Source organism: Corynebacterium sp. MC3 (assembly GCF_900099485.1).
Classification (GTDB): Bacteria; Actinomycetota; Actinomycetes; order Mycobacteriales; family Mycobacteriaceae; genus Corynebacterium; species Corynebacterium pseudogenitalium.
In genome coordinates this window covers 16,204-42,100 of the sequence record NZ_LT622809.1, presented here as the reverse complement: position 1 = coordinate 42,100, position 25,897 = coordinate 16,204, and the positions used below count along the sequence as shown (strand labels likewise).

15 protein-coding genes, 4 tRNA genes and 1 pseudogene are annotated in these 25,897 nt (G+C 61.3%); 9 read left to right on the top strand and 11 right to left on the bottom strand.

Features of this window, described 5'->3' with window-relative positions; genetic code table 11:
- Window positions 1-31 precede the first annotated feature (31 nt).
- Window positions 32-1,063, top strand: coding sequence for a prephenate dehydrogenase (locus BQ4436_RS00430; protein WP_255366070.1), 1,032 nt, complete (start codon window positions 32-34; stop codon window positions 1,061-1,063).
- A gap of 76 nt (window positions 1,064-1,139) precedes the next feature.
- On the opposite strand, the gene BQ4436_RS00425 is transcribed toward BQ4436_RS00430, so the two are convergent.
- From BQ4436_RS00425 to mgtE, 4 genes are all read right to left on the bottom strand, one after another.
- Window positions 1,140-3,086, bottom strand: coding sequence for a hypothetical protein (locus BQ4436_RS00425; protein ID WP_070975137.1), 1,947 nt, complete (start codon window positions 3,084-3,086; stop codon window positions 1,140-1,142).
- Window positions 3,087-3,229: 143 nt separating this feature from the next.
- Window positions 3,230-10,762 (bottom strand): carboxypeptidase regulatory-like domain-containing protein, encoded by a 7,533-nt coding sequence (locus BQ4436_RS00420; protein ID WP_070975136.1) that lies wholly within the window; start codon window positions 10,760-10,762, stop codon window positions 3,230-3,232.
- Between the two features lie 462 nt (window positions 10,763-11,224).
- A tRNA-Arg gene (locus tag BQ4436_RS00415) sits at window positions 11,225-11,300 on the bottom strand.
- 69 nt (window positions 11,301-11,369) lie between these two features.
- The gene (mgtE, locus tag BQ4436_RS00410; RefSeq protein ID WP_070975135.1) at window positions 11,370-12,731 is read right to left on the bottom strand and encodes a magnesium transporter; all 1,362 of its coding nucleotides are present in this window, start codon (window positions 12,729-12,731) and stop codon (window positions 11,370-11,372) included.
- A gap of 253 nt (window positions 12,732-12,984) precedes the next feature.
- Here mgtE and BQ4436_RS00405 point away from each other — a divergent pair, with 253 nt between their 5' ends.
- A complete protein-coding gene (locus BQ4436_RS00405) occupies window positions 12,985-15,543 on the top strand; it encodes a hypothetical protein (RefSeq protein ID WP_070975134.1) in 2,559 nt (852 codons plus the stop codon).
- A gap of 12 nt (window positions 15,544-15,555) precedes the next feature.
- Here BQ4436_RS00405 and BQ4436_RS00400 read toward each other — a convergent pair whose 3' ends face one another.
- From BQ4436_RS00400 to BQ4436_RS00385, 4 genes are all read right to left on the bottom strand, one after another.
- Window positions 15,556-16,380 (bottom strand): fumarylacetoacetate hydrolase family protein, encoded by an 825-nt coding sequence (locus BQ4436_RS00400; protein WP_070975133.1) that lies wholly within the window; start codon window positions 16,378-16,380, stop codon window positions 15,556-15,558.
- A 303-nt stretch (window positions 16,381-16,683) separates the two neighbouring features.
- Window positions 16,684-16,759: transfer RNA gene (locus tag BQ4436_RS00395), tRNA-Arg, on the bottom strand.
- A gap of 1 nt (window position 16,760) precedes the next feature.
- A tRNA-Ser gene (locus BQ4436_RS00390) sits at window positions 16,761-16,852 on the bottom strand.
- A gap of 81 nt (window positions 16,853-16,933) precedes the next feature.
- Window positions 16,934-17,018, bottom strand: a tRNA-Ser gene (locus BQ4436_RS00385).
- A gap of 95 nt (window positions 17,019-17,113) precedes the next feature.
- On the opposite strand from BQ4436_RS00385, the pseudogene BQ4436_RS12585 reads away from it, so the two are divergent.
- A pseudogene (locus tag BQ4436_RS12585) lies at window positions 17,114-18,184 on the top strand (NAD(P)H-quinone oxidoreductase).
- On the opposite strand, the gene BQ4436_RS00370 reads toward BQ4436_RS12585, so the two are convergent.
- A complete protein-coding gene (locus BQ4436_RS00370) occupies window positions 18,181-19,446 on the bottom strand; it encodes an aminotransferase class V-fold PLP-dependent enzyme (RefSeq protein ID WP_255366069.1) in 1,266 nt (421 codons plus the stop codon). The pseudogene BQ4436_RS12585 and the gene BQ4436_RS00370 overlap by 4 nt on opposite strands.
- A gap of 119 nt (window positions 19,447-19,565) precedes the next feature.
- On the opposite strand from BQ4436_RS00370, the gene BQ4436_RS00365 reads away from it, so the two are divergent.
- The 3 genes from BQ4436_RS00365 to BQ4436_RS00355 all read left to right on the top strand — a co-directional run bounded on the left by BQ4436_RS00365 (window position 19,566) and on the right by BQ4436_RS00355 (window position 22,497).
- A complete protein-coding gene (locus BQ4436_RS00365; protein ID WP_083329357.1) occupies window positions 19,566-20,417 on the top strand; it encodes a galactan export ABC transporter permease subunit Wzm/RfbD in 852 nt (283 codons plus the stop codon).
- A gap of 16 nt (window positions 20,418-20,433) precedes the next feature.
- Window positions 20,434-21,222, top strand: coding sequence for a galactan export ABC transporter ATP-binding subunit Wzt/RfbE (locus BQ4436_RS00360; protein ID WP_070363296.1), 789 nt, complete (start codon window positions 20,434-20,436; stop codon window positions 21,220-21,222).
- Window positions 21,223-21,579: 357 nt separating this feature from the next.
- Window positions 21,580-22,497 (top strand): galactofuranosyltransferase GlfT1, encoded by a 918-nt coding sequence (locus BQ4436_RS00355; protein ID WP_070477240.1) that lies wholly within the window; start codon window positions 21,580-21,582, stop codon window positions 22,495-22,497.
- On the opposite strand, the gene BQ4436_RS00350 is transcribed toward BQ4436_RS00355, so the two are convergent.
- Entirely contained in the window at window positions 22,484-22,876 is a 393-nt protein-coding gene (locus tag BQ4436_RS00350; RefSeq protein ID WP_070975130.1) for a GtrA family protein, read from the bottom strand. The genes BQ4436_RS00355 and BQ4436_RS00350 overlap by 14 nt on opposite strands.
- A gap of 5 nt (window positions 22,877-22,881) precedes the next feature.
- A complete protein-coding gene (locus BQ4436_RS00345; RefSeq protein ID WP_070363624.1) occupies window positions 22,882-23,325 on the bottom strand; it encodes a hypothetical protein in 444 nt (147 codons plus the stop codon).
- A gap of 31 nt (window positions 23,326-23,356) precedes the next feature.
- Here BQ4436_RS00345 and BQ4436_RS00340 point away from each other — a divergent pair, with 31 nt between their 5' ends.
- The 3 genes from BQ4436_RS00340 (at window position 23,357) to BQ4436_RS00330 (ending at window position 25,882) form a co-directional block, all read left to right on the top strand.
- Complete coding sequence (locus tag BQ4436_RS00340) at window positions 23,357-23,575, top strand: hypothetical protein (protein WP_070363299.1); 219 nt, start codon at window positions 23,357-23,359, stop codon at window positions 23,573-23,575.
- A 99-nt stretch (window positions 23,576-23,674) separates the two neighbouring features.
- Entirely contained in the window at window positions 23,675-25,090 is a 1,416-nt protein-coding gene (locus BQ4436_RS00335; protein ID WP_070477238.1) for an FAD-binding oxidoreductase, read from the top strand.
- Window positions 25,091-25,117: 27 nt separating this feature from the next.
- On the top strand, window positions 25,118-25,882 hold the full coding sequence (locus tag BQ4436_RS00330; RefSeq protein WP_070975129.1) for a decaprenylphospho-beta-D-erythro-pentofuranosid-2-ulose 2-reductase: 765 nt from the start codon (window positions 25,118-25,120) through the stop codon (window positions 25,880-25,882).
- The last annotated feature ends 15 nt before the right edge of the window (window positions 25,883-25,897 follow it).

Sequence of the window (25,897 nt, the reverse complement as noted above, 5' to 3'; positions counted from 1 at the left end):
CGCAGTGAATTTGTCACTAGAATGTGAAACCGTGACTGCCTCATTCCTACATTCTTCGCGCCACCTGCCTCCCGTCTGCATTGTTGGGCTGGGGTTGATCGGTGGCTCCATCATTCGCGACCTCACCGCGGCCGGCCACGATGCGTTCGGCTACACGCACTCGAATGCGGGCACGAGGGCTGCGCAAAAAGATGGTTTCGACGTCACCAACGACCTCGAGGCCGCACTGCAGAAGGCAGAGGCGCAGCAGGCCCTGATCGTGATCGCGGTACCGATGGATGCGGTGGCGACCGTCCTGGACGCCATCGCGGAGCACGCCCCGAGCTGCGGCATTACAGACGTGGTCAGCGTGAAGCAGCCGGTGTACGACCTCGTGCTGGAGCGCGGTCTTGAGGAACGCTACGTTGGCGGGCACCCGATGGCCGGCACCGAGTTTTCCGGCTGGTCGGCGTCCCAAGAAGGGTTGTTCCAGCGCGCGGCGTGGGTGGTGACGTATGACTACGCGGAGAGCGTCGACAAGGTGCCGCAGACGTGGGCGAGCCTGTTCGCTGACGTGTGCAACCTGGTCGCGGTGACGGGCGCTGAGGCCGTGCCGGTGTCAGTGAAGCGCCACGACGAGGCAGTGGCCCGCGTGTCCCACCTGCCGCACGTCATCGCGGAGGCGCTCTCCGTGGTCGGGGATCGCGGCGGCACGCTGGCGCAGTCGCTGGCGGCTGGCTCATTCAAGGGCGCCACGCGCGTCGCGGGCACGGACCCGTCGCTGGTCCGCAACATGTGCGAAACCAACGCGGAGAGCCTCGTGCACATCATTGACGAGTTCACCGAACTGCTTGCCGACGCCCGCTCCGCCCTCTCCGCCGACGCTCCTTCCATGAAGCGCCTCGCCGACAACGGCCACCGGGCGCACACCCGTATGCTGGCACGTTCGGGCGCGCGACGTGAGTCGGTGTCACCGGTGAAGATTTCTTCGCGCCCTGTGATGCGCCTGCACCCGGGCGCGCCAGGCTGGGTGAAGCAGCTGCGCCAGATCGAGTCTCTGGGCGGACGCGTCGAGGTGTTCTAACTCGCGTTTGTTGGATACGGCAAAGGCCCGAGGGGATCACTCCCTTCGGGCCTTTACTCTGTACTGCTAATGCGCTTTATGCGTCGCGGCGACGTCCCATGAAGACGTACGCGCCACCGATCAGGAACAGCACGATGCCGAGCGTGATCACGCCGGACATCGGGGTACCGGTATCGGCGAGGTCCCCGCTGCGGGTCGACGTGGTCGTCGAGGAGGACTTGCTGGAGCTGCGCTTGCTGGTGCTCTTCGCCGTGGAACGGGACGCTGCCGTGCTGCGGGACGTTGCGCTGGTCGTGCGTCCGGTGGACACGGTGCCGGAGCTCTTCGAGTTAGAGAACGTCGAGGTCGTCGAAGTCTTCGAGCTTGTCGACTTCGAAACTGCAGCTCCCGCGCCTGCACCCGCAAGGGCACCGAACGCGCCGAGCAGTGGCTTGACTTCCTTGAATACCTCAAGGATCTCCTGCGGCTTGGACATCGTGCTCGTTGCGCGGGTGTCCTTGTTCAGGGTGATTTCCTTGACCAGGTCGTCCTTCTTGATCTGGATGGACTTGTTCTTAAACCCTTCCGGCGCCTCTGCGAGACGGACCGTGAAGCTCTTGTCGTTGAGCTCTGCTGGCAGGGTGGTAGACAGGTAGCCGTCGGCGTCGGTTGCGCCTTCGAGTTCGAGGTTGTCCAGGCTCGGGACGACCAGGCGTGCGCCCTCGACCGGCTTCTTCTTTTCACCAGTGCCGGCGTAGATCTCGACCTCGAGCGTGCGCTGCTCGGTGGCCTCTTCCTTCTTAGTGGTCGTGGTCTGAGTCGTTGTCGTTGCAGGCGTCGACGTCTCCGGGGTCGTTGGCTCAGTAGGCTTCGGCGTCTCCGTCACCGTGGACTCGGACGCAGGCGAATCAGATGCAGCCGTCTTTTCATCCGTGTTCTCCGCAGGCTTGTCCGACTCCGCGGACGGCGTCTTCGTGTCCGACTCCTCACCAGCGTGCTTGATGGCGGTGAACCCGAACTTCTTGTCGGTGCCGAGTACCTCGCTGAGCGTGTCGTCGCCGTCCTGGGAGAACGTGGCCACGAGCTCGTCGCCAGGGCCGATCTTCAGCTGCGTCGGCTTGAACTCGACGGTGTTGCCGTCCTTGTCGCCAGCAACGAAGACGTCGGTGTCCTTGGTCACTGCGTAGGCAACCTCACCCAGACGGTCGATGCCCTCGGTCTTCACGCCACGCGCCACCTTCAACGTGGTCACGCTGAGCTTGTCGGTGTCGGTGTTCAGGGTCCACAGCGCTGGCTTGCCGTCGAGGGTTTCAGCGTATGCGTGCAGGTACTCCCCCTTCGGGTCGACCTTCTTGGAAGCCGTGCCCCACGCACCGGGTGCCTTGAAGTCCTTCGGCTTGCTGAAGGTATCCACCGACACCTTGTGCTCGGTGAACACCGGGGTGGTGGTCGCGCTCAGCTTGTCCAGGTCGATGGCGTAGTAGCTGTCGCCGTCCTTGGCCAGCTCCTCCGACACAATCAGGCGACCATGAGAGGTAATGGTTGCCGTGGTGATGTCGGTAGGAAGTGCGCCGTGCTCGACGCGTGCAGCCCCAAGATCCTCGACGTTGCCCGTCGCCGGATCGATCTTCAGCAGGTGGTTCTCCTGTGGCGCGGTGGACAGCGCGTAGACGCTGCCGTCGGTTGGGTGCCCCGCCACCGCCGTGTACGTCCACGCACCGGACTCGAGCTCTACACCGCTCGTGCCGGTTCCCGGCTTATCGCTTGTCGACGCCTTCTTCGCCTTCGCTGGCGTCGTCGCCACTGCTGGCGCACCCGCGACGGACGGAGCAACGCTCACGGTTGGGGTGGCGCTGGCGCTCGGCGTCACGCTGGAGGAAGCAATGCTCGAAGGAGCGGTTGCTGTCGTGGTGACGGGCGCCTGGGTGGGCGTCTCGGTCGTGGTGTCAGCGTTCGCTGCCACTGGGACGAGTGTGAATGTCCCGGCGAGTGCGGACGCCATCGCCAAGCGGCCGTAGTAACCGGCGGTCTTCGAAATTTTCATTGTTCCCTCTCGTATAGGTTGCGGGGCTGCAAACCCAGTAATCCACCATTCAATGTACAAAACGATGTGGTACTTCTCAAGCAGCAACCCGCCACCATTTTCGTGGTGGCGGGTTGCTTTTCGCTCGTCCTTAGCGCTTTGGGCTAGGAGACCTTTTCCTTGCTAGGGGTCTGCTCTTTCTTGCTGGAGCTTTCTCCCTTGCTGGAGCCGTCAGCACCAGCTTCGCAGGCTGCGTAAGCAAGGCCCACCGCGATGGCACCGACCGCGACCAGGATGATGGCCAGCACTGCCGGACCCGCTGCTGGGTGCAGCTGCTCTAGCTGTCGGCTGATCTGGTTCATCCACGCCGGACGCTCGATTGCGAGCTGCGGCATCGCCTGGTTGAACTGCTTGACCACGGCGTTGAACTGGTCCTCGTAGATGACCAGGCTGCCCGCCATCGCGCCGACCAGCAGGCCGAGCGGGATGAGGTACATCGCCGGGTTCGAGGCAGACGAGGTCTCCGTGATGCAGCGCCCAAGGGAGCTGCCTTCCTTCGGAACTTCCGCCTTCACCAGCTGGATGCTGAGGTCCGTCGGCTGTTCTGCTTCGACCTCGAACAGCTTGGTGGTGATCTTCCCACCCTTTGCTGCCTTCTCGGTCGGGATGCCGTACTCGCCAGCGATCTTCATGACGTCCTCAGACGGGTTGGTCACGCGCAGCTTGTACTTGCCTGGCGTGACGTTGCCGTAGGCAAACTTTCCGTTACCGTCGACGGTTGCGCTCAGGGAGGTCTTGTTGTCCTCCGAGATGAGCTCAACCTTCGCCTCCGTGAGCAGGCCAGCCGGCAGGCCGCTGAGCACACCATCGATGTAGCCCTTCGGGGTCTTGCCCTCAGACACAATCACGTGTGCGTTACCCCACGAGTTCTTGTTCGGGGTAACCGTCAGGATTGACGGTGGGTCCTCCTCGTAGATGCCCTTCTCTTCCTCAATACCCGGGCTACGACGAGGCTGGTCAAGGTCGGCCTTCACCAGCGCCTTGTTGTGGTGACGGGTGCCTGGCTTCAGCGGCGGTAGCGCAGCGGTGAGGAAGACGCGCTCGCCTGGCAGCAGGGTGCGGTTCCAGTCGCTCGGCAGGTCGATTTCCATCGGCTTGCAGTCGTTGGAATCGTCTTCACTCGTGCCTTCATTCCACTCGCAGACCTCGTCCGTCAGGGTGACGTTGTACATCGGTGCGGCGCCGCGGTTCATGATCTCGTAGGTGAAGTACATGTCTTCATCCACATCGAGGGACACTGGCTTGTTCTTATCCACACCGAACCGTGCGTTGACCTTCTTCTCCACAGAGGCAGAACCAATTCTTGCCACTGCGTTATCAGGTGTCGACGCCACCATCTGTCCCTTGCTGCCCGTACCGCGGGCCGTCGCGATGTTGTTCACAACGGACATGTCCTTCTGCGGCGGAATCTTCGCGGAGGCAAACACGTGCTCGCCCGGCTCCAAGGTGCGATTCTCTGGCTTATCCCAGCCCTCAGGCCAGGTGATCTTGGCATCTCCCAGGAATGGGTCATCCAGGGTGATGTTCTTGATGATCTCGTCGGTCTCGTTGGTGATCACGAAGCCGTAGATCAGGTCCCAGTCCTCAGGGAGGATCGGGGCGCTGTCCATATCGTCGGCATCGTACCCGCGGACACGCTTGCTCAGCTTGAGCTGCTTCTCCGTCAGGTGGACGCCCGGGATTGCAACGTCCTGGCCAGGCTTGACCGGCACATACATTGGGTCTACGTTCTGGATACCCTGCGGGGTGAACACCTCGATGGTGGAGGTACCCGGCAGCGCCTTATCGAAGACGAACTTACCATTCTTGTCGGTGGCGACCACGCTGGTATCACCACGCGGGTCGGTCGCGGTCACGATGACGCCCTCGACTGGGTTGCCGGAGCCGTCGTCAACAACACCTTCGACGTTGCTTCGCGGTGCCTTGATGCTGACAAGGCCAAGCTCGATCGCCTTGTCCTCAGTGACAGTGACCTTCTTCGGCCAGTCCTTCGGCTTTGGCCAGCCATCTGGGACGTCGAGCTCAATGGTGTACTCACCTGGCTCAAGGCGATCCGTGGTGAAGTAGCCGTCCTTGCCAATCTTCACCGCTGGAAGTGTCTCGATAGGCTTGCCGTCCTCGTCAAGGCGTGGGCTGCCGTCCTTATTCTTTGCGGTGCCCTTGATGCGAACCGTGCCGCCCTTGATTGGGTAGTTGCCGTCATCAAGGAGCCAGCCGCTGATCGTGCCTGGTGCTGCACCTGGCTTCGGGTTCGGCGTCGGCTTACGCTCAAGATAGACCCGCAGGTCGCCGTTCGTCTTGCCAGCCTCGACAACGACACGCTGGTAACGCGGCGTATTGAAGCCCTCCGGTGCCTCCACCTGGACGACGTACTCGCCCGGCTCGAGACCGGAAGCGGTGAAGATACCCGAATCGTTCGTGGTGACCTGCGTAGATCCGCCACCGAGGCGGAGGATGTTCACCTTCGCGCCAGCAATCTGCTCGACTGGCTTGCCCTCGCTCACGCCGAGCACGTTGCCCTGCAGGGTACCCGTGGTCGGGGTGTTCTCAACTGGGATCCTCTCCAGTTTGATGTCCTGGGCATAGTTGTCCAGGCCCGTCTCGATGACAACGGTGATGTCCGCGCGCTCGAGGTAGCCCTCCGGCTGCGCGATCTTCAACTGGTAGTTACCGGTTGGGATGCCGTTGCGACGGAACGAACCGTCAGCGTTAATAGCCACCGGGTAGCGTCCAGCGTCGCCAACAAGAACCAGGCCGGTCTGCGGCAGCGGAGCATTCGTCGCCTTGTCGTAGACACCACCGATGAAGCTACCGGTTTCGGCCTCCACCTCGCTCTTCTTCAGCGTGATGGTCGGGACGACACGCTCCTTACCGGCGTCGATCTTGACCGGGATGCTGTCCACCGGTTCGTAGCCAACAGGCTGGGTCACCTTGAGACTGTAGGAGCCTGCTGGGATGGTGGCGTCGTCAAATGTGCCGTCTTCGGCGACCTTGACGTCGATGGTGTTGCCCTTGCCGGAGGTCGGCTCGAGCGAGATACCAACGTTCGCAACCGGTTCACCGGCCTCGTCCTCAACGTTGCCCTTGATGGTGCCCTTCGTCGGCTTCGTCTCGAGGGTGATGTCAAGAGCCGTTTCCTCGGCAGGCTTCACCGTGGCGGTCAGACCGCGAACCGACTTGAACTTCTCCGGCTGCACAACGTCAACCGTATAATCGCCCACCGGGACCTTGGTGAAGGAGAACGTGCCGTCTTCGGCAGATTCAGATTCGATTGGCTGCTGGCCTGCTCGCTGCAGCTTGATCTTGACCTTGCCAACAGGCTCGCCGTTCTCGTCACGGACAGTGCCTGCAACGTCGCCGATCTCGGCGGTGAACTTAATCACGCCCAAGTCAGCTTCCTTGCCTGGGTAGACCGTCAGTGGCGGAACGCTTACGCGCTTGTAGTTGTCCGGGGACTTGACCTCAACATTGTACGTACCTGCTGGCAGCTCTGGCACGGCAATGTTGCCTTCGTTGTTGAATTCCAGATCAATTGGATCGCCGGACTCCGGTACCAGTCGGATCTCGGCGCCGTCGACAACCTTGTTGTTCGAGAATTCGACCTTGCCCTTCATGCTGCCTGGCTTGCGCTGCAATGAGACCTGGACAGGATCCGTACCCTGGCCAAGCACGACCTCGAAGCTTTCGCTCTCACCAGCGAGGTGGGTGTCAGTCTCCTCGACCTTCACCGTGTAGGTACCCGGCTCCATCTTGTCGAATGCAAAGCTACCGGACTTATCGGTGGTCTGGGTCTTTACTACCTCACCGTTCTGGATCAACTGTGCTTCGACGCCTTCGATGGCATTGCCGCCGTCGTCAAGCACGGAGCCGTTGAGGCGCTTAAGGTCTCGGGTGACCTCGATGGTGATCTCTTTCTGATCACCTGGCAGCAGACCGTTCACGGTGAGGTTGTTACCGGTGTACTCGCTAGTCTTCGGGACCTCAAAGGTTGCGTTGCCTTCGCTGAGGCCCTCGACGACGAACTTGCCGTCCTTGTCAGTCGTGACTTCTTGCGTGCCTTCGTTCGTCACCTTGACGGTGGCGCCAGCAACTGGCTGCTTGTTTTCGTCGACGACGGTACCGATCACCGTCGCGGACTCGTTGGTCACCCTGACGAATTCCTTGTTATCAGCTGCTGTGGTGCCAGGCTTGATGGTGACGCCGGACTTCGATCCACCCTTGTGGCGATCCGTCGGCTCAACCTCAATCGTGTAAGTACCTGGGCGCAGCTCGTTGAACTCGACCTTGCCGTTCACGTCACCGGTGCCCTTGGTCTCTGCACCGTTTTCATCAATCAGCTTGATGACTGGTGACGAGATAGCACGGCTCTTCTCATCCATGACGTGGACCGTCATGGATGCATCTTTACGACGCAGCTTCACATCGCGAACGACGTTGCCCGCTGCATCGACCTTGAGCTCAATACCCTGGGCCTCGTCGTATGCTGCAGAGTCGTCAATGGTGACCTTGTAGGTACCGACTGGAACCTTATCGAAAGCGACCTTGCCGTTTGCGGTGGTCAAGTCCTTGTTGATTTGCGTCTTGTAAGCGTCAGACTGCGTGCCCTTAAGCCGTACCTTCACACCGTTTACTGGCTGCCCTGCATCGTCAGTGACGTTAATCGTGACGGTGCCCGGGTTACGCGTGACGATGTAGTTAGCGCGGCCACCTGCAGCCCACCTCACGGTGACCTTACCCTGCGTCGAACCATGAGTGTCGTTTGCCTCAACCTGGACGATGTACTCACCAGCAGGCAGGTTGCCCGAGGTGTACACGCCGCGCTCGCCTTCGGTCCAGGTAGTGTCAACGTCCTTGAGAGTCAGCTTTGCGCCACTGACTAGCTCGCCGGCCTCATTACGGACGGTCGCGACAATTGGAGCGCGATTTTCCTTGAGGTCAAACTCAACCTTTGCAGCCTCTCCAGGCTTGACGGTGACAGACTTGGTCGTCTCGTCGAAGCGGCCATCACCCGAGTTTCGGACCGTGACCTCGTACTTACCTGGCAGCAGCTTCGCGGAACCGGTATTTGCAAAGGAGAACTTACCGCTCGAGTCAACGCCACCGAAGTCGATGTACGCGCCGTTCTGGCCCTTTGCTTCCACCGAGACACCACCCGAAGCAGGCTTCCCGTCGATGCGGACGGTGCCTTCAATGCGGGAGGTTGCTCGGTCGACCTTGATGTCTTCGACAGTCTTCCTCTCCGCTGCCTTGAGCGCGGAGAACTTCTGCGAGGCCTCTGCGTAGGTGCCGTCACCTGCGGCAGCAACGGTTACCGAGTCAGTACCAGCCGCGACCCTGTTAAAGGTGTAGTAGCCGTTCCAGTTCGTACGAACCGTCTCATTGCCAACTCGAACTTCGGCATTCACCACTGGCTTGCCATCGTCGTAGATGACGCGACCGTTGATCTCGCCTGGGTTCTTCTTCAGCGTGATCTCCTGGACTTGCATGCCATTCTTGGGATCAATCGTGACGGTTCGAGGAGCATTCTCGAACGTGTACTTGTCGCCCAGGTCGCCCTTCGGAGAAGTCAGCTTGAGATCGTAGGTGCCTGGGTACAGCACCTGCTGGACAAAGCCGTTCTTATCAGTGACGCCCTTACGTCCTTCAGCCCCGTTTGCCTTCTTATGGTTCGGGCTCGGAGCGACTTCCCACGTCACGCCCGCAGCGCCCTCTTCACCGCCGAGGAACTGGAGAAGGAGTTCCTTCGTCATAAAGTTCGGCTTCAGCGGGTCAGGAAGATCGTAGGTTTTGCCGCCTTCAGTCTTATTGACAGGCACTGACGTATTCAGTTCGTAGGTGTAGTTATCAATTGCATCGACCTTGACCTGAACTGTCGCAGTGGGCTTCACGCCTGCAACAACGAACTGGCCGCGACCGTCCGTCTTCACGCTCTTGCCGTTTACAGAGACCGTGGCACCAGAAATTGGCTTATCGAACTGGTCAAGCACCACGCCCTGGTAGGAAGCCAGCGTCTTGGACACTGTGGCGCGCACAATCTTAGTTTCGCCTGGAAGCACGAACTCATAACCGCTGCCTACGACCTTTCCGTTCCGGTCGATCAGCTGGACGGATACCTCACCTGGGTTGACAACACCGAGGTCGTATCCTGCTTGATTCTTGTATGGGTAGTCACCCCAAGTCTGATTGTTGTATTTCAGGCGAATCTTTCCGCCATCAAAGTTCTCGTTGCTTGGGACCTGGATCTCTACCTTAGCGCGGGCCTCTTTCAACGTTGGTCGGAAGTCAACTCCGTCGATCGTACGGTTACTAATATTCACCGTTCGTGAAACGGTATTGATGTAGTCACCAGAGAGCTGGAAGCGGTAGCTTCCATTGTCCAGACCCTGAATCTTGTAATCCCCAGAGTCCAGGAGAGATACCTTCCGGACCTCGCGTTTGTTTTGGTCAAACACTGTGAGGGTAAGCCCCTGCGCAGCATTGAACGAGTAACCAGACGGCAGGTAAACCCTACCGCTTACCTCCTTGCGCTGCAGGTAGAACCTGATTTCACTTGGCCGGTTCCCTGGGATATTGAACGACTGTGCTGATGTAGGGAAGTACTCATCCGAGCCGCTGTACCAAATTTGGTAGTCGCCGTAGCTTCCGGTTAGTTCAGTCGACGACCAATTCCCATGGTCAATTGAAGCTCCGTTACTCGGGCCAAGGTCGGTACGTTTGATCTGCAGGCTACCTCCCGTGTTCCACAGCGGGTAGCCATGACGATCGTGCATATGGACCAAAACGGTCCCCTTGCGCTCCTCAAGTTTGATATTGAGGTAGGACTGCTGGTCAGCACTGATTGTAACGCTACCGCTTGACGTTGAAGTCTTATCGTTCAGGCGAGCTTCCCAGCCGTACGTCCCAGCATTGAACTTCTCGCTCACAAACCAGCCGTTGCCACCAACTTGAACTGGGCGCCCATCAATCTTCAGGTCAACATCGGAGGCCGAGTAGCCATTCGGTACCTGTACAAGGCCCGCTACCCAACCTTGTTTGGGGGCTTCTGGTTTCTTTTCCTCAGCTTCACGGTGCCCAAAGCCTCCCTGAAGGCGACCTTGCTCGAAGTTTCCCAAGAGCTTTCGATCGAGATCGTTCGCAGACTCAATCCACAATGAGTGGACGTCAGACTGTGGGAGGTAACAAGGCGAAGAGGTGGTGCACTTGGAGGAGAGATCAAGCTTATAGGACTTCCCGTCAGAGGTGATCGGAAAATCAAACTCGCCTAGAGTCTCAACAACTTCAGCACCCTGCTTGATCTGGACTTTTACCTTACCGATCGGCACGATCGGCTTTTTGGACTCCAGCCAAGGAGTGATTGTAAAAATCCCGGAGATAGGGATTGGATATCGCGCCGACCCTACAGACTGTATCGCCCACGAAATTTTTCGCTGCCCCTTTTTAGTCACTTTTGCCTGCTGAATGGGCAAATCAGTGATAACAGTTGCCGACGCCGACGGCAGCGCCACCTCGGCGGCGTGGTCGCTCACCGCCGGGACGGCCATCCCACCGATAGCTAAAGAGAAAGCGGTCGCCGTAGCAACGGCCGCTTTGCGAATGCTGGAAAACAGCCCGCGTCCGGACTTACCGTTTCCGGTCATTATGGTCTCCTGATTCGTACGTTATTGAGAGAAATTCGAAGCCTAGGAGCGAGCGCACAGACTTCTCCTAAGTAATCTGTACAAATATACGTCGTTTACCACCGTCAGCTCAAGCTAAGAGCTACATATACGCAGCGCAAGAATCGCAAATCCGCTCTTCGCACCGCTCCAACTATCGACGCCCCCTCCGACCTGCGCCCTTAGTCCAAATCAATGAGGCACCCCCAACACACACCGGGCAAACCTTGCAAAAGCTGAGAGCAGCGGGTCCCCCTTTTTTTGTTTCCCCAGTTCACTGATGGCCAATGAGGAAATGAGTGCCAAGAGACGCAATCCGAGAAAACGTGACCAATATACGCACAGGTCAGCAAAGGACTAGACTTCAAGGGGTGCGTCTTTTGGCACCGCCTCAAAGAATAAAGCAGAAACCCCAGCCCACACGCGGTGGACTGGGGTTGTATGTGGTGCGCCCGGAGGGATTCGAACCCCCAACCTTCTGATCCGTAGTCAGATGCTCTATCCGTTGAGCCACGGGCGCGGTGTTTTGCTGCCTTGTAAGCAACGAAAGAGACTCTACACCGAAACTGCGAGTGCAGCAAAACGCCTGTTAGATGCCCAGAACCGCCTTCGCAATAAAGAAGTAGATAATCAGACCGGTGGCATCACAGAACGTAGAGATGAACGGGTTGGAGAACACGGCCGGGTCAGCGCCAATGGTCTTAGCGATGATTGGCATCACACCGCCCACGGTTGCGGCCATCGTGCATACGAGCAGCAGCGTCAACCCAATGACAATGCCCACCGACTGCCCGAACACCAGCCCTGCCAGCACAAACCCCAACGTTCCGAGCACGGCACCGAGAAGCATACCCACCCGCATTTCGCGCCACGCCACCTTAGCCACGTCGCGGTTACGGACGTCATTGAGCGCGAGCGCGCGAGTCACGGTGGTGGCGGCCTGGTTGCCGGTGTTACCGCCGGTACCCGTCAGCAGCGGGATGAATAAGGACAACACGACGGCCTTCTCAAGCGTGTCCTCGAAGATACCGAGCACCTGCACCGTCAGGATCGCGGAGACCGCAAGCACCAGCAGCCAGACGATACGGCTCTTGACCAGGGCCTGCACGGGCGTTGAGAGGTACGGGCGCTTCAGGGACTCGGACGCACCCAGGCGGGCTGTGTCCTCACTGTCTGCTTCCTCGACGATGTCGTGAGCCTCGTCGTATGTGAATATGCCCACCAGGTGGTGCTCATTATCGACGACCGGCAACGCCAGCAGGTTCGACGCCAGGAACCAGCGCGCGGTGTCCTCTGCCTCGTCGGAGGCGTAGGCGTACTGCGCTTCCCGCATGACCTCGGAAACGGGTTGGTTGGCGTTGGATTGGAAGAGGCGTCGTAAAGAAACGATGCCTACGAGCGTGCGGTGCACATCCGTGACGGGGACGGTGTAGATCGTCTCCAGACTGTCGACGTTCTCACGGAGATTATCGACGACCTCCTTGACCGTCATCTCTGGCGTGACCAGCGGCACCTCCGGCGACATGGTGCGGCCGACGGTGCCCTTCTCGTAGCCGAGGACGACGTTGGTGACGCGCTGGTCATCCTCGTCGAGCTCGTGCATGAGGCGGGCGGCGACCTCGGGAGGAAGCTCGTCGAGGAGGGCCACGCGGTCCTCGGCGCCGAGGGCGTCGAAGAAGCCGACGACGGCTTCGTCTCCAAGTGCGGTGACCATGTCTGCCTGGTGCGCCGGGTCCAGGACGTCGAAGACGACCGCAGAGCGCTCCGGCGACAGCAGGCGCAGGATCTTCGCGCCGTTCGTGACATCGGTGCGCTCAATCATCGCGATGATGTCCTTGAGGCGGACGTGCTTCAGCTGCTCCTGAAGCTCGGAGAGCTCCTCAATTTCAGGATCGTGGTCCTCTAGCCGACGCTCGAGCTCGTAGAGCTGCTCGGGGTCATTGATCTTCATCTCCACGTCCTTTCACCTCACCACGATTGGCCAAGTCAAGCACTGCAAGCGTAGCCGTACTTACCCCCGGAGGTGGAATAGCACACCTTTCGACCACCGAACTACCTGCATGTTTTGCCTATCCCTTTACATTCCTCGCCTTGGGCGGGGGTGGGAATGTTAAGTTTTACTGAACAGAAACGATATCCATCTGTGACATACCTGTGCTGCAGGTCCAGTGCAGCGTTTCCGCTCTTGAGCAAAGGACAAGTTTATGGCATACAGCACGCGCACAAAGCGCATCTCTATCGCCGCCGGTGCGCTTTCGATCGCGCTGGTCGCCCCATTCGTCAGCGTCTCGACGTCCGACCTCCCCGCAGCCCACGCCCAGACAGTGGCCTCGCAGCCCTCGGACTTCGACACGCCCGAAGAGGTCAACTTCTGGGACGCCAAAACGGTCCAGCTCAAAGACCTCGCCCTGAACCCCGGCGACAAGGTAGAGACCTACTACAGCTGGACGACGATCGGCACGTACCGCTGGAAAGTCACCGTCGACGACCTCGGCGTCCTGACCGTTGGGCGCCCGAGCGATGGCTTGGCGTTCAGCAGCAAGGTCGGAAAGACCATCGAGATCCCGATCAAGGTCACCCCGATCGCCGGGGAGCCGTACGAAGCCACGCTGAAGATCGCCGTCAAGGACGAGAAGCCAGCGGAGGAAACCACCACGCCGGAGACGACCCCGGCAGAATCCACCACGCCGGAAACCACCACGGCTGAGTCCGAGGCGCCGTCTGAGTCCTCCGAGCCGGAGGCACCAGCCGAGTCTTCCGAACCGGAGGCACCAGCAGAGTCGGAGGGGCCGTCGACAAGCGAGGAAGCCCCAGCCCCTGAGGCGCCGAAGTTTGACTTCGACAAGACCTACGAGGCCGAGAACTTCTGGAACAAAGAAACAGTGCCTGTGCCGGACGCCAAGCTCGAGCCCGGCGACAAGATCGCGTCGACCTACTGGGACAGCACCACGCGCTGGCCGGTGACCGTCGATGCGGAGGGCAACCTGACCATCGGGAAGCCGTGGAACAAGATCACCTTCAACAACGCCATCAAGGCTGGTAGCGCGGATATTCCGGTCACCATCACGCCGAAGAAAGGCGAGCCGTACTCCGGCACCCTGAAGGTCAAGCTCACCGACACCATGCCTCCCGCCGAGTGGGAAAGCGACCTGCCGGACTTCAGCAAGATCTACTCAGTCGACTTCGAGAAGCAGCGCGTGAAGCCGGTTCCGGGCCTCACCCTGCCGGAGAACGTCACGATTGAGCGCAGCGGCGCGAAGTACCCGCTCTGGTCCTTCACCAACCTCAACGGCGAAGTGCAGGTCAACGCACCTGCCACCTTCACCCCGGGCGTATTCGACCTGCCAGTCAAAATTAGCGACGGCACCTCCACCGTCGAGCGCACCATCCGCATCAATGCCACCAACCCGCAGACCACTGGCGGGGAAATCGCGAAGGGTATCGGTGGCGTCCTCGGCCCGATCCTGGGCGGCCTGATCGGCGGCGGCACCGGTGGCATCGGCGGCGCTATCGGTAACTTGCTCGGCGGCCTCCTCGGCGGCGGTGGCTCCGGCGGCTCTGGCGAGGACGGCAAGGGCGGCTCGGGCGGCGGGCTGCTCGGCAGCCTGAAGGGCGCGCTCGAGGGCATCGTCAAGGTTGAAGACGGCGCGATCCGCATCGAAAACAACGGCAACAACAACGGCCATGTCACCGTCACCGGCAACGCGAACCCGACCGTCAACATCTCCGACAACGGTTCCAACAACGGTAACCCGCAGGTCAGCGTCGTTGTCACGGATAACGCCAAGGTCCACGACAACGGCAACGTCACCATCACGGGCAACGCCAACCCGACCGTGAACATTTCCGACAACGGCAACAACAACGGCAACCCAAACGTTGTTGTGACCAACAACGCGAACCCGACGGTCAACATCACCGATAACGCGAACAACAACGCGTCCAATAATGGCAACCCGGACATCAAGATCTCGGATAATGCGAAGGCGTCCGTTGTTGTGACCAACAACGCGAACCCGACCGTCAACGTTTCGGACAACGCGTCGAACAACGGCAACCCGAACGTTGTTGTGACCAACAACGCGAACCCGACCGTCAACGTTTCGGACAACGGCAACAACAACGGCAACCCGGACATCAAGGTCTCCGACAACGCTAAGGCGACCGTCGTGGTCACGGGGAACGCGAACCCGACCGTCAACGTTTCGGACAACGGCAACAACAACGGCAACCCAGACATCAAGGTCTCCGATAACGCGAACCCGAACGTGCAGGGCATCCCGCTCAGCTCCGGCGGCGGCTCCTCCAAGGGCGGCGGCCAGGGCGACAAAGGCCAGGGCCAGGGCGCTGGCAATGGCGGCTCCTCGAACCTGAACGCACGCGTCGGCGCAGAGGGCGGCATCTCCGACCCACGCTGCATCGCAACCCTGGTCGGCCTCGGCCTTCCGCTGCTGGCCGCAATCCCGGTTGCACTGTCGAACCAGCTCGGTATTCAGGCTGCGGGCGTCGATAAGAACTCGATTGACCGCGCACTCCGCGACACCGCCCGCTCCCTCAACGTCGACGCAAACACGCTGACTGCGGTCGGCGGCGGCCTGGTCGGCGTCGTGGTGACCCTGCTGGCGATCGCCGGCCTGCGCAGCTGCATCCCGAACGTCAAGGACATCGACATCACCGTCGGCAGCTCCGGCAACCAGGGCCAGCAGCCGACCGGCTCAGTGACCACCACCGCGCCAGTCGTCCCCACCACCCCAGCGAAGTAAGGGCGCCGGGCGCTACTCGAACACAGTGCGGTTCGAGATGCGCCCCAACCCCTCAATCTCAATCGTGACGACGTCCCCGTCGCCCACATAACGCTTCGGGTCGCGCGCATGCCCAACCCCGCCCGGCGTACCAGTCAAGATGGTGTCGCCGGGGTTCAGCGGGTAAATGTGCGAAATGTACTCAATCAGAAACTCCGGCGTGAACACCAGGTCAGACGTCGAATCGTTCTGCACCACCTCGCCGTTGAGGCGCGTCGTGAGTTGCCCCGCACCCGCCCACTCGTCGCGAGTGGTCAGCCACGGCCCGAACCCCGCGGACTTCTCCAGGGACTTGCCCTGGTGCCACTGCAGAGTGGAGTACTGGTAGTCGCGCATCGTGTAATCATTGGCCACCGCGTAGCCCGCGATGTAATCAGCCGCGTCCGCCTCTACTACTCGACGCGCCCTCTTCCCAATCACAACCGCCAACTCCCCCTCCCAGTCCAGGGCGCCCCTGGCCCATTCGGGAACGTTCACATCGTCGTAGGGGCCGGTGAGGGCGTCAGCAAACTTAATGAACAGCGTCGGGACTTTCGGCAGCTCACGACCCATTTCCTTGATGTGGTTCGCGTAGTTCAGGCCGACACAAATGACCTTGCCCGGGCGAGGCACAACTGGCGCGAGATCCTTGTCCTGGAAGGTGACCTGCTCCCCGTCTGCCGCGGCAAGCTCCTGCCAGTTTTCTTGGGCGAGGAGCTCGCCGACATCTTGAAAGCCAATCTTGACTGCGGTCGTTTCCCCGGTGCGGCGCGCGGCGGTCGTGGTTCCGCCGGGTTGGCGAAGTGTCATCAGTTGCATAGTGCGATTCCTTTCGGTGCGTGTGTGTACGCACGACGCTACCGGCCCGCATATGCGCGCGCACCAGATTCGCCAATTCGCGCGAAGGCGCTCGGCGTTTTCCCAGGTCGCCTCCAGCGCGGGAGGGAATTTGGTGTTCGAGGAAAGGTGTTGCGCACCAAATTCCAGCATTTCGGGAAGGCGGCTTAGCATTTCCCCAGGTCGCGAGCCTCGTGGGAGGGAATTTGGTGTCGCCCCATCCTGCCTGTGCAACAAATAGGGAAGCAACAAACCCCAGCCCACACAGTGGACTGGGGTTTGATCTGGTGCGCCCGGAGGGATTCGAACCCCCAACCTTCTGATCCGTAGTCAGATGCTCTATCCGTTGAGCCACGGGCGCGTGGCGGAGACGACAGGATTTGAACCTGCGGCCCTCCGCAAAGAGGGCAACTCCTTAGCAGGGAGCCCCATTCGGCCGCTCTGGCACGTCTCCAGACCTTCGCCCATAGTACACACACCACGAACGGGGAACAAAACGAAGGCCCCTCACCAACCGGTAAGGGGCCTTCACTTGCGGAGACGAGGGGATTTGAACCCCTGGAGGTGTGACCCTCGCTGGTTTTCAAGACCAGTGCATTCGGCCGCTCTGCCACGTCTCCAATGTTGCGTGATTCTACAGCACCCCCTTGCTGAACGCGAAAATTCAGTACGCTGGCCCGGTATGAGCACACAGAACACACAGAACACGAAGACTATGCAGGCCATCGTCCAGACTGATACCTCGGATCCGCAGGCACTCGAACTGACAACCGTTCCCCTCCCGGAGCTGAAGGAGGGCGAAGTACTGGTGAAAGTGCACGCCGCGGGTGTGAATCGCGGGGACTTGATGCAGGCGAAGGGGATGTACCCGCCGCCGAAGGGTGAGTCGGAAATTATGGGGTTGGAGTGCGCGGGCACCATCGCCGACCCGGGCACGACCGGCCGCCAGCCGGGCGAGGGCCCCCCGGATGGTGCACAGTAGGGGGCGAGACTGGAGCGGGAGGGGCACCCCGGAAAAGTGTTGGTTCGGCGGCGGGGGGGGTTGGGACGCATAAGCGTGGCGAGATGCTGGGGATTGCCCTGGACCTGGTCTCTTATACACATTGAGGTGTGGCCGGAGGGCCAGCTCACGCCGAAGCCGACCAACCTCACTCTCACGGAGACCGCCGGCGTTGTGGAGGCGGCCGCCACGGTGTGGTCGAACCTAGGGATGGTCGCCGGGTTGCAGTCCGGGGACAAGGTGCTCATCCACGGCGGGGCGGGCGGCATCGGCTCCTTCGCCATCCAGCTGTGCAAAGCCATGGGCTGCGAAGTCGCCGTGACCGCGGGGAGCGCCGAGAAGCTCGAGTACTGCAGGCAGCTCGGCGCGGACAGGCTCATCAATTACAAGGAGCAGCGCTTCGAGGAGGAGCTCGCCGGCTGGGCGGACATCATCCTGGACGTCATCGGCGGCTCCTACCTGGAGGCCAACATCAAGTCGCTGGCGGTGGACGGCAGGCTCGTCGTCATTGGGCTACAAGGCGGGCCGAAGGGCACGCTGAGCCTGGGCCGCATGCTCACGCGCCGCCAATCCGTCCACGCGACCACGCTGCGCGCCCGCCCGCGCCCAATGAAGGCAGCCATCGTGGCAAGCACGGTGGAGCACGTGTGGCCACTCATTGAAGCAGGCCACATCACACCGAACATCTCCCGGACCTTCCCGCTTATCGACGCCCGCTGCGCCCACTCCTACCTCAACTCCGGCGAGCACACCGGCAAGGTAGTCCTGGAGGTCGAAACCGCTTAGGCCAGGGAGGCCACGGTGCGGATCAGCTGCTCGATGTCCACTTCCGTATTGAACGGACCCAGCCCGACGGCGACCGCGCCGCCCATCTCGGCGACACCCATGTCCTGCAGCAGCGGGGTGGTCGGGGCGGGCGTCGATACGATGCCGTTGGCGAACAGCCGCTGGTGCACCGTCTCTGCCGGCACGCCGTGCACTCCGAAGACCAGGCGCGGGGTGTGCTCCATGCGCGAGCCCTCGGCGGCCTCGCCGGACACACCCACGATGTGCACCGACGGCAACGTGCCCAGGAAGGTGTGCAGGTCGTCGCGCAGGCCGCGCATGTAGCGCTGCGTCAGCCCCATCGAGAACTCCAGCCGGTTGCGGCGCGTCTTGCGGCGCCCCGGCTCCTCCACCAGGCGCGCGTAGTGGTCGACGATGGCGGACACCCCGCCGGCGAGGCCCGTCGATACGTCGAGCTGCAACGCCGACATATCCAGCCTTCCGAACATCGCCTCATCCCGGAACACCAGCGCCGCCACCTGCGGGCCACCCAGCTCCGCGACGTCAATGCCCAAAATGTCCGCGCCGAAACTATCGAAGTCCATCAGGTAATACGGCGCGTACGCCGAGACGTCCGCGAGCACCCACGCGCGGGAACGATCCCGCACCGTGTCCGCAATGTCCGCCACGCGGACCACAGACCCCAGCACCTCATGCGCAGCAGGGACCGCCACCAGGCGCGTCGAGCCGTCCACCAACTCACCGAACTGCCAGGCAGGCACATCGCCAGTCGCCAGATCAGTCTGCGCCCAACGCAGCTGCGCATCCTCCGCGCAGCGCGCCAACGCGTCCGTCAACACCGGACGATCCGCATTGCACGCCACCACCGACGAACGGTGCCGAAACAGCGGGCGCATCGCCAACACCAACGCTGAATACAGCACCGGAAGCGACGGCCCCAACACCACACGCTCGGGCGAAACGTTGCACAGGTCGGCGATGGCGGAGCGGGCGTCGAAAAGAAAACTTTGCCCCTCGGGCACACCGACAGTCGGGCGAGCATGCGAGCCGACCCGCGGCTCCGGGCGCGCAACCGCCGTCGACATTCGGAACGAACGCGCAACCGCCGCCGACACCCGCTCCGGAATCTGCGGGCAGTCGTGCGCATTCATGTAGGTCCAGCCGTCAGAAAGGGAGGTGTACAGCCCACGCACACTAGCAACGTCATACGACTGCAACGACACCACGACCTCCTCCAGGCAACACTTCCAATCATTATGCACGCCCGAACACCGCAGCGCACCCCACCCGCAGCATGCTGCCAAAACACCGCTCAACGCACACGCAAGCTAGGGTATGAACCGTGCACAATACAAACCAGCTCCGAAACGACGTCGCAAGGATGACCTCCGAGCCACACCACGACGACGCTCCGAAATCACAGTCGAAAACACTGAAGCTGGCATTCCGCGACCTCATCCGCGGATGGGGCCAGCACGAACTCTGGCTCCAACTAGGCTGGCAGGACATCAAACAGCGCTACCGACGCTCCACCCTCGGACCGCTCTGGATCACCATCGCCACCGGCGTGATGGCGCTCGCCCTCGGGCTGCTCTACTCCATGCTGTTCCAAATCAGCGTGCGCGAATTCCTCCCACACGTCACCGTCGGCTTCATCGTCTGGGGATTCATCTCTGGCTGCATCAAAGACGGCGCGGAAGTCTTCATCGAAAACGAAGGTCTGATCAAACAGCTGCCGTCGGCGCTGTCGGTCCACGTATACCGACTCGTGTGGCGCCAACTCCTCTTCCTGGCGCACAACCTGGTCATCTGGGTGATCCTGGTCATCGCCTTCCGCATTGACCTCGGCTGGCAAGTCCTGCTCGCCATCCCGGCGATGGCGCTCCTCGTGGTCAACGGGGTGTGGGTGACCATGCTCTTCGGCATCATCGCCACCCGATTCCGCGACGTCGCCCCGCTTCTGGAAGCGCTCGTGCAGCTGCTGTTCTACGTCACCCCGATCGTCTGGACCACCCACACGCTCAAGGAGCAAGGCGGCGACGTCGCTAAGCGAGCCATGCTCGCCGAAATCAACCCCCTCTACCACTACCTCGAGATCGTGCGCGCCCCCATGATCGGCCAAGAACTCGCCGGCTACCACTGGATCGTCGTCGGCGTCTGCACCATCATCGGCCTGCTGCTCGCCCTGCTCGCCATGCGCCAAATGCGCTTCCGCGTGCCGTACTGGGTCTAAGGAGAAGGAGTCACACATGGTTTCCATCGACACCTACAACGCCTGCGTCGACTTCCCAATTTTCGACGCCAAATCCCGCTCACTCAAAAAGGCAGTCATGTCCTCCGCCGGTGGCAAGATCGGCAAGAATGCCTCCAACACCGTGGTCGTCGAAGCACTCAAGGACATCAACCTCCACCTGCGCGAAGGCGACCGCGTGGGACTAGTCGGCCACAACGGCGCCGGCAAATCCACGTTGCTACGTTTGCTCTCCGGCATCTACGAACCAACCCGCGGCGTCGCCGACGTCCGCGGCCGCGTCGCCCCCGTCTTCGACCTCGGCGTCGGCATGGACCCGGAGATCTCCGGCTACGAAAACATCATCATCCGCGGCCTCTTCCTCGGCCAGACCCGCAAACAGATGAAAGCCAAGATGGACGAAATCGCCGAATTCTCCGAACTCGGCGACTACCTCTCCATGCCCCTGCGCACCTACTCCACCGGCATGCGCGTTCGCCTAGCCCTGGGCGTGGTCACCTCCATCGAACCCGAAATCCTGCTCCTCGACGAAGGCATCGGCGCCGTTGACTCCGCCTTCATGGCCAAAGCCCGCGTCCGGTTGGCCGAACTCGTCGAGCGCTCCGGCATCCTCGTCTTCGCCTCCCACTCCAACGACTTCCTGGCACAGTTGTGCAACACCGCCCTGTGGGTGGACAAAGGCGAAATCAGGAAAGCCGGCCTGGTCTCCGAGGTCGTGGGCGCCTACGAAGGGCCCGAAGCCGGCCAGTACGTCGACGACCTAGTCACGCGGTTCCAGGCGGAGTAGGCGCCGGGCTGGTTCGGCCCGGTTTCGGTCGGTTTTCGCTGGCCGGAGCTTCTCTGAAACCCAAATGGGAGTAACAGGATTGTAGCAATCCCCTTTTCGCAATAATTTTCGAGGATTACTACAATCCACCTACTACACTTTGCAGTTTTTGCCAGTTTTCGAATGACCGTTTGGCGGCCTGCCCTCCCGTTTCCCCTCCAAGGTTAGAAGCGTGCGATGCAGGTCGCGCATTTTCATCCAGCCCGGCCGATTTCTGGCGACCAGCGTCGCACTCCTTGTACACCTCGACCGGAACGAAAACCACGCGCTCCCCGACGCACCACCACCCCGCCCCGCCGATGGTGCACAATATGAGGCATGACTGGAACTGGAACGGCACACCTGAAAAGTAGTGGTTCGACGGCGGCGGTGATTGTGACGCATAAGCGTGTCGAGATGCTGCGGCATTCCCTGGAGCAGGTGGTGAACCAGACGCACCCGGTGCAGTGGGTGATCGTGGTGGATAACGGCGCTGAGCAGGCTGTTCAGGAACTGCTGCAGGAGTTGGCTGGGGATCGAGCGGTGTATTTGCCGTCGAAGACGAATCTGGGTGGTGCTGGCGGGTTCGCGTATGGCTTTTTGACGGCGCTGGCGTTGGGGGCGGACGCGATTTGGTGCGCGGACGACGATGGCCGCCCGGCGGACCACGGCGTGTTGGAGGAGCTGTATCGCGTGGCGGAGCAGCACCGGCTGCATGAGGTGAGCCCGGTCGTGGCGAATATTGGGGATCCGGCGAAGTTGGCGTTTCCCCTGCGTCAGGGCTTGGAGTGGAAGCGGACGACGGCTGAGCTGGAAGGCTCGTTCTTGCCGGATTATGCGTCCTTATTTAATGGGGCGTTGATTTCGGCGGAGGCGATGGAGCGGATTGGTGTGCCGGATTATCGCCTGTTTATTCGGGGTGATGAGGTGGAGTATCACCGGCGTTTGTCGCAGTCGGGGCTGCGGTATGGCACGGCGCTGACCACGAAGTATTTGCACCCGGATGGGTCGGGCGAGTTCCACCCGATTATGGGTGGCAGGGCGCATGCGCAGTGGCCGGATAATGAGTCGAAAAGGTATTTCACGTATAGGAATCGCGGTTACATCATTAATCAGCAGGGGATGAAGAAGATGAAGCTGCAGGAAGTGGTGCGCTTCGGGTGGTTCTTCCTGGTGGAGAAGAAGGATCCGAAGGGCTTCCTGCAGTGGCTGCGTCTGCTGCGGATGGGGGCGCGGGAGGACTTTAGGCGTCCTTAAAGATGACTTTGCTTTGGAGGACGAAGTTGGTCACGGTGGCAACGCCTTGGGCGATGACGAAGCTGATGCCGTCTTTCCATGGGTTGTGGAGTCCGAGCGCGATGAGTGGCGGTTCGGTCCACTTGTAGAGCAGGACTTGGACGGCGAATGTACAGGCGTAGAGCGCGAAGACGGCGCCTGCCTTCTTCGCGCTGACTTCGGATTTGAAGGCGTAGCGCGAGTTGAGCACGTAGGCGGTGGCGGTGCCGAAGACCCAGCCGATCATTTTCGCGAAGTCTCGTTGGAGGTCAACGGCTTCGGTGAGGGTGTAGGTGATGCCGAAGTCGATGACGGCGCAGCCGATGCCGATGATGAGGAATGGCAGCGCTTGCTGCTTCATCGCGCTCACAGTTGTTTCGCCCCGAGGTACGCGAGGGCTGCGACGGTACCGATCGCCACGTTGGGCTTTGCGACGCCCCTCCGGCCCAGCCAGCCTGCCAGTTTCTTTTGCGCCTGCACCCCGGCGGCGAAGGCGCCGACGGCTGCCACGGCGATGCCGCCGATGGTGAACCAGGTGGTGGCGATGGATTCGGCTTCGCCCTGTTCGGATTCGAGGACGGCGGTGAGGTCGTTGCGTGGGTCCTCGTCGAAGGCGTTGAAGGCGGCAATGGTCGCGAGGTTGGCGGCGCCGAGGAGGGTCCAGGCCAGCGCTTTGCGCGTGGTGAAGTCGGGGACGGAGGCGGCGGCGAGGATGTAGGCGGCTTGGATGCACTGGCCGCCGAAGGTGTCGTCGAGGGCGTTGTAGTCGATGGTGGGCTCGTCGACAAGTGATTGAATCGTGTCAGTCATGGTGTCCAATGCTACTAGTAGGGTGAAAAGCATGACTAAGCATGAGGAGATTCATGAGGCGGCGCAGCGCGTCGAGGTGCCGCTGTCCGATTACATGGTGAGGCTGTTCGCGGAGGAGCTGCCGTTTGTGGATTCGATGTCGCGTGGGCGCATCTATGAGCTGCTGCGGGAGCATAAGGCTGCGGGGAAGCCGGAAATTACGTCGCAGGAGGAGCTTCCTGCAGAAATCAGGGAGCTTATGGACCTTTAGTTTGATGTTTTTATAGGTTTTTCGACTTACATCATTTAGACTCGAACCGAATGTCTTCGCACTTCGGCGAAGCAACGACGACAAGAAGAAGCGAAAGAGATGGAACTACACACCAATCTTAAGTCACTCTACGGCTGGGGCCGCACGGCTCCGTCGACTGCGCATGTGCTGTCCACGCCTGACGTGGAGGTCATCAAGCAAGCCGTCGCACAGGTCGCGCAGGATAACGAGAGCCTGCCTGAGCACGCTCGCCGCGGCGTCATCGCCCGTGGTCTGGGCCGCTCCTACGGCGACCCAGCACAGAACGGTGGCGGCCTGGTCATCGACATCAACGAGCTGAACAAGATCCACTCGATTGATCCGGAGACCGGCATCGTCGACGTGGACTCGGGCGTCAACCTGGACCAGCTGATGAAGGCGGCCCTGCCGTACGGCCTGTGGGTTCCGGTCCTGCCGGGCACCCGCCAGGTCACCATCGGTGGCGCGATCGGTCCGGACATCCACGGTAAGAACCACCACTCCGCTGGTTCCTTCGGCGACCACGTGGTCTCCATGGAGCTGCTGGTGGCGGACGGCCGCGTCCTGCACCTCGAGCCGGAAGGCAGCGCGGACGACCCGGACGGCACGCTGTTCTGGGCGACGGTCGGCGGCATGGGCCTGACCGGCATCATCCTGCGCGCACGCATCCAGATGACCAAAACGGAGACCGCGTACTTCCTGTCTGACACGGAGCGCACCAGCACCCTGGATGAGACGATCGCGCTGCACTCGGATGGTTCCGAGGTCAACTACACCTACTCCTCCGCGTGGTTCGACGCCATCTCCGCGCCGCCGAAGACGGGCCGCTCCACCATCTCCCGTGGCTCGCTGGCGACGCTGGCGCAGCTGGAGGAGTACGCGCCGAAGCTGGCGAAGGACCCGCTGCGTTTCAAGGCGCCTCAGCTGATGACGGTGCCGGACATCTTCCCGTCGTGGACCATGAACAAGCTGACGCTGTCCGCCATCGGCGAGGCCTATTACATGATGGGCGCCCCGAGCAAGAACGACATCAAGAACCTGACGCAGTTCTACCAGCCGCTCGACCTGATTGGTGAGTGGAACCGCGGCTACGGCAGCGCGGGCTTCCTGCAGTACCAGTTCGTGGTGCCGACGACCGCTGTGGAGCCGTTCAAGGACATCATCTACCAGATCCAGTCCTCCGGCCACTACACGGCGCTGAACGTGTTCAAGCTGTTCGGCGAGGGCAACCGCGCGCCGCTGTCCTACCCGATGAAGGGTTGGAACGTCTGCGTGGACTTCCCGATCCGCCCGGGCCTCAACGAGTTCCTGGACCGCCTGGATGACCAGGTGATGGAGTTCGGCGGCCGTCTCTACCTGGCGAAGGAGTCCCGTACGTCGGCAGAGAAGTTCCACAAGATGTACCCAGGTCTGGAGGGCTGGCTGAAGACCCGCCGCGAGATCGACCCGACCGGCGTCTTCGCTTCCGACATGTCCCGCCGCCTCGAGCTGAACTAGCTGAACTACCTGAAGGAGATTTTTCACATGTTGAATGCAGTAGGCCAAGCGCAAAACATTCTGCTCGTGGGTGGCACCTCGGACATCGGTCTCGCCATCGTGCGCGAGTTCGTCACCCGCGGCGGCAATCCGAATGTCACCCTCGCGGCTCGCAAGAGCTCCCCGCGTATCGACGCCGCCGTTGCCGAGATCACCAACGCAGGTGCAGGCTCCGTTGAGGTCCTGGACTTCGACGCGACCGATTTCGCGTCTCACCCGGACGTGATCAAGCAGGCGTTCTCCGGTGGCGATGTTGACGTCGCCGTGGTTGCCTTCGGCACCCTGGGTGACCAGGAGCAGCTGTGGCAGGACCAGGCGGCAGCCGTGGAGTCGGCGCAGGTGAACTACACCGCGTTCGTGTCCGTCGGCGTGCTGTTGGGCCAGGAGATGAAGCGCCAGGGCCACGGCACCATCATCGCGATGAGCTCCGTTGCGGGCCAGCGCGTGCGTCGCTCCAACTTTGTGTACGGCGCGTCGAAGTCTGGCATGGATGCCTTCTACCTCCAGTTGGGTGAGGCGCTTCGTGACTCCGGCGTGAAGGTGACTGTGGTTCGCCCAGGCCAGGTACGTACCAAGATGACGGATGGGTTGGAGGAGGCTCCGCTGACCGTCGATAAGGAAGAGGTGGCGCAGACTGCCGTTGAGGCTGCGTTGAAGGGCGAGCCAAGCGTGTTTGTGCACAAGCTGTTCGGCCCGATTTCATTGGTGCTGCAGCACATCCCGGCAGGGATTATGCGCAAGCTCAACTTCTAATTCCCGGCGGGGAAC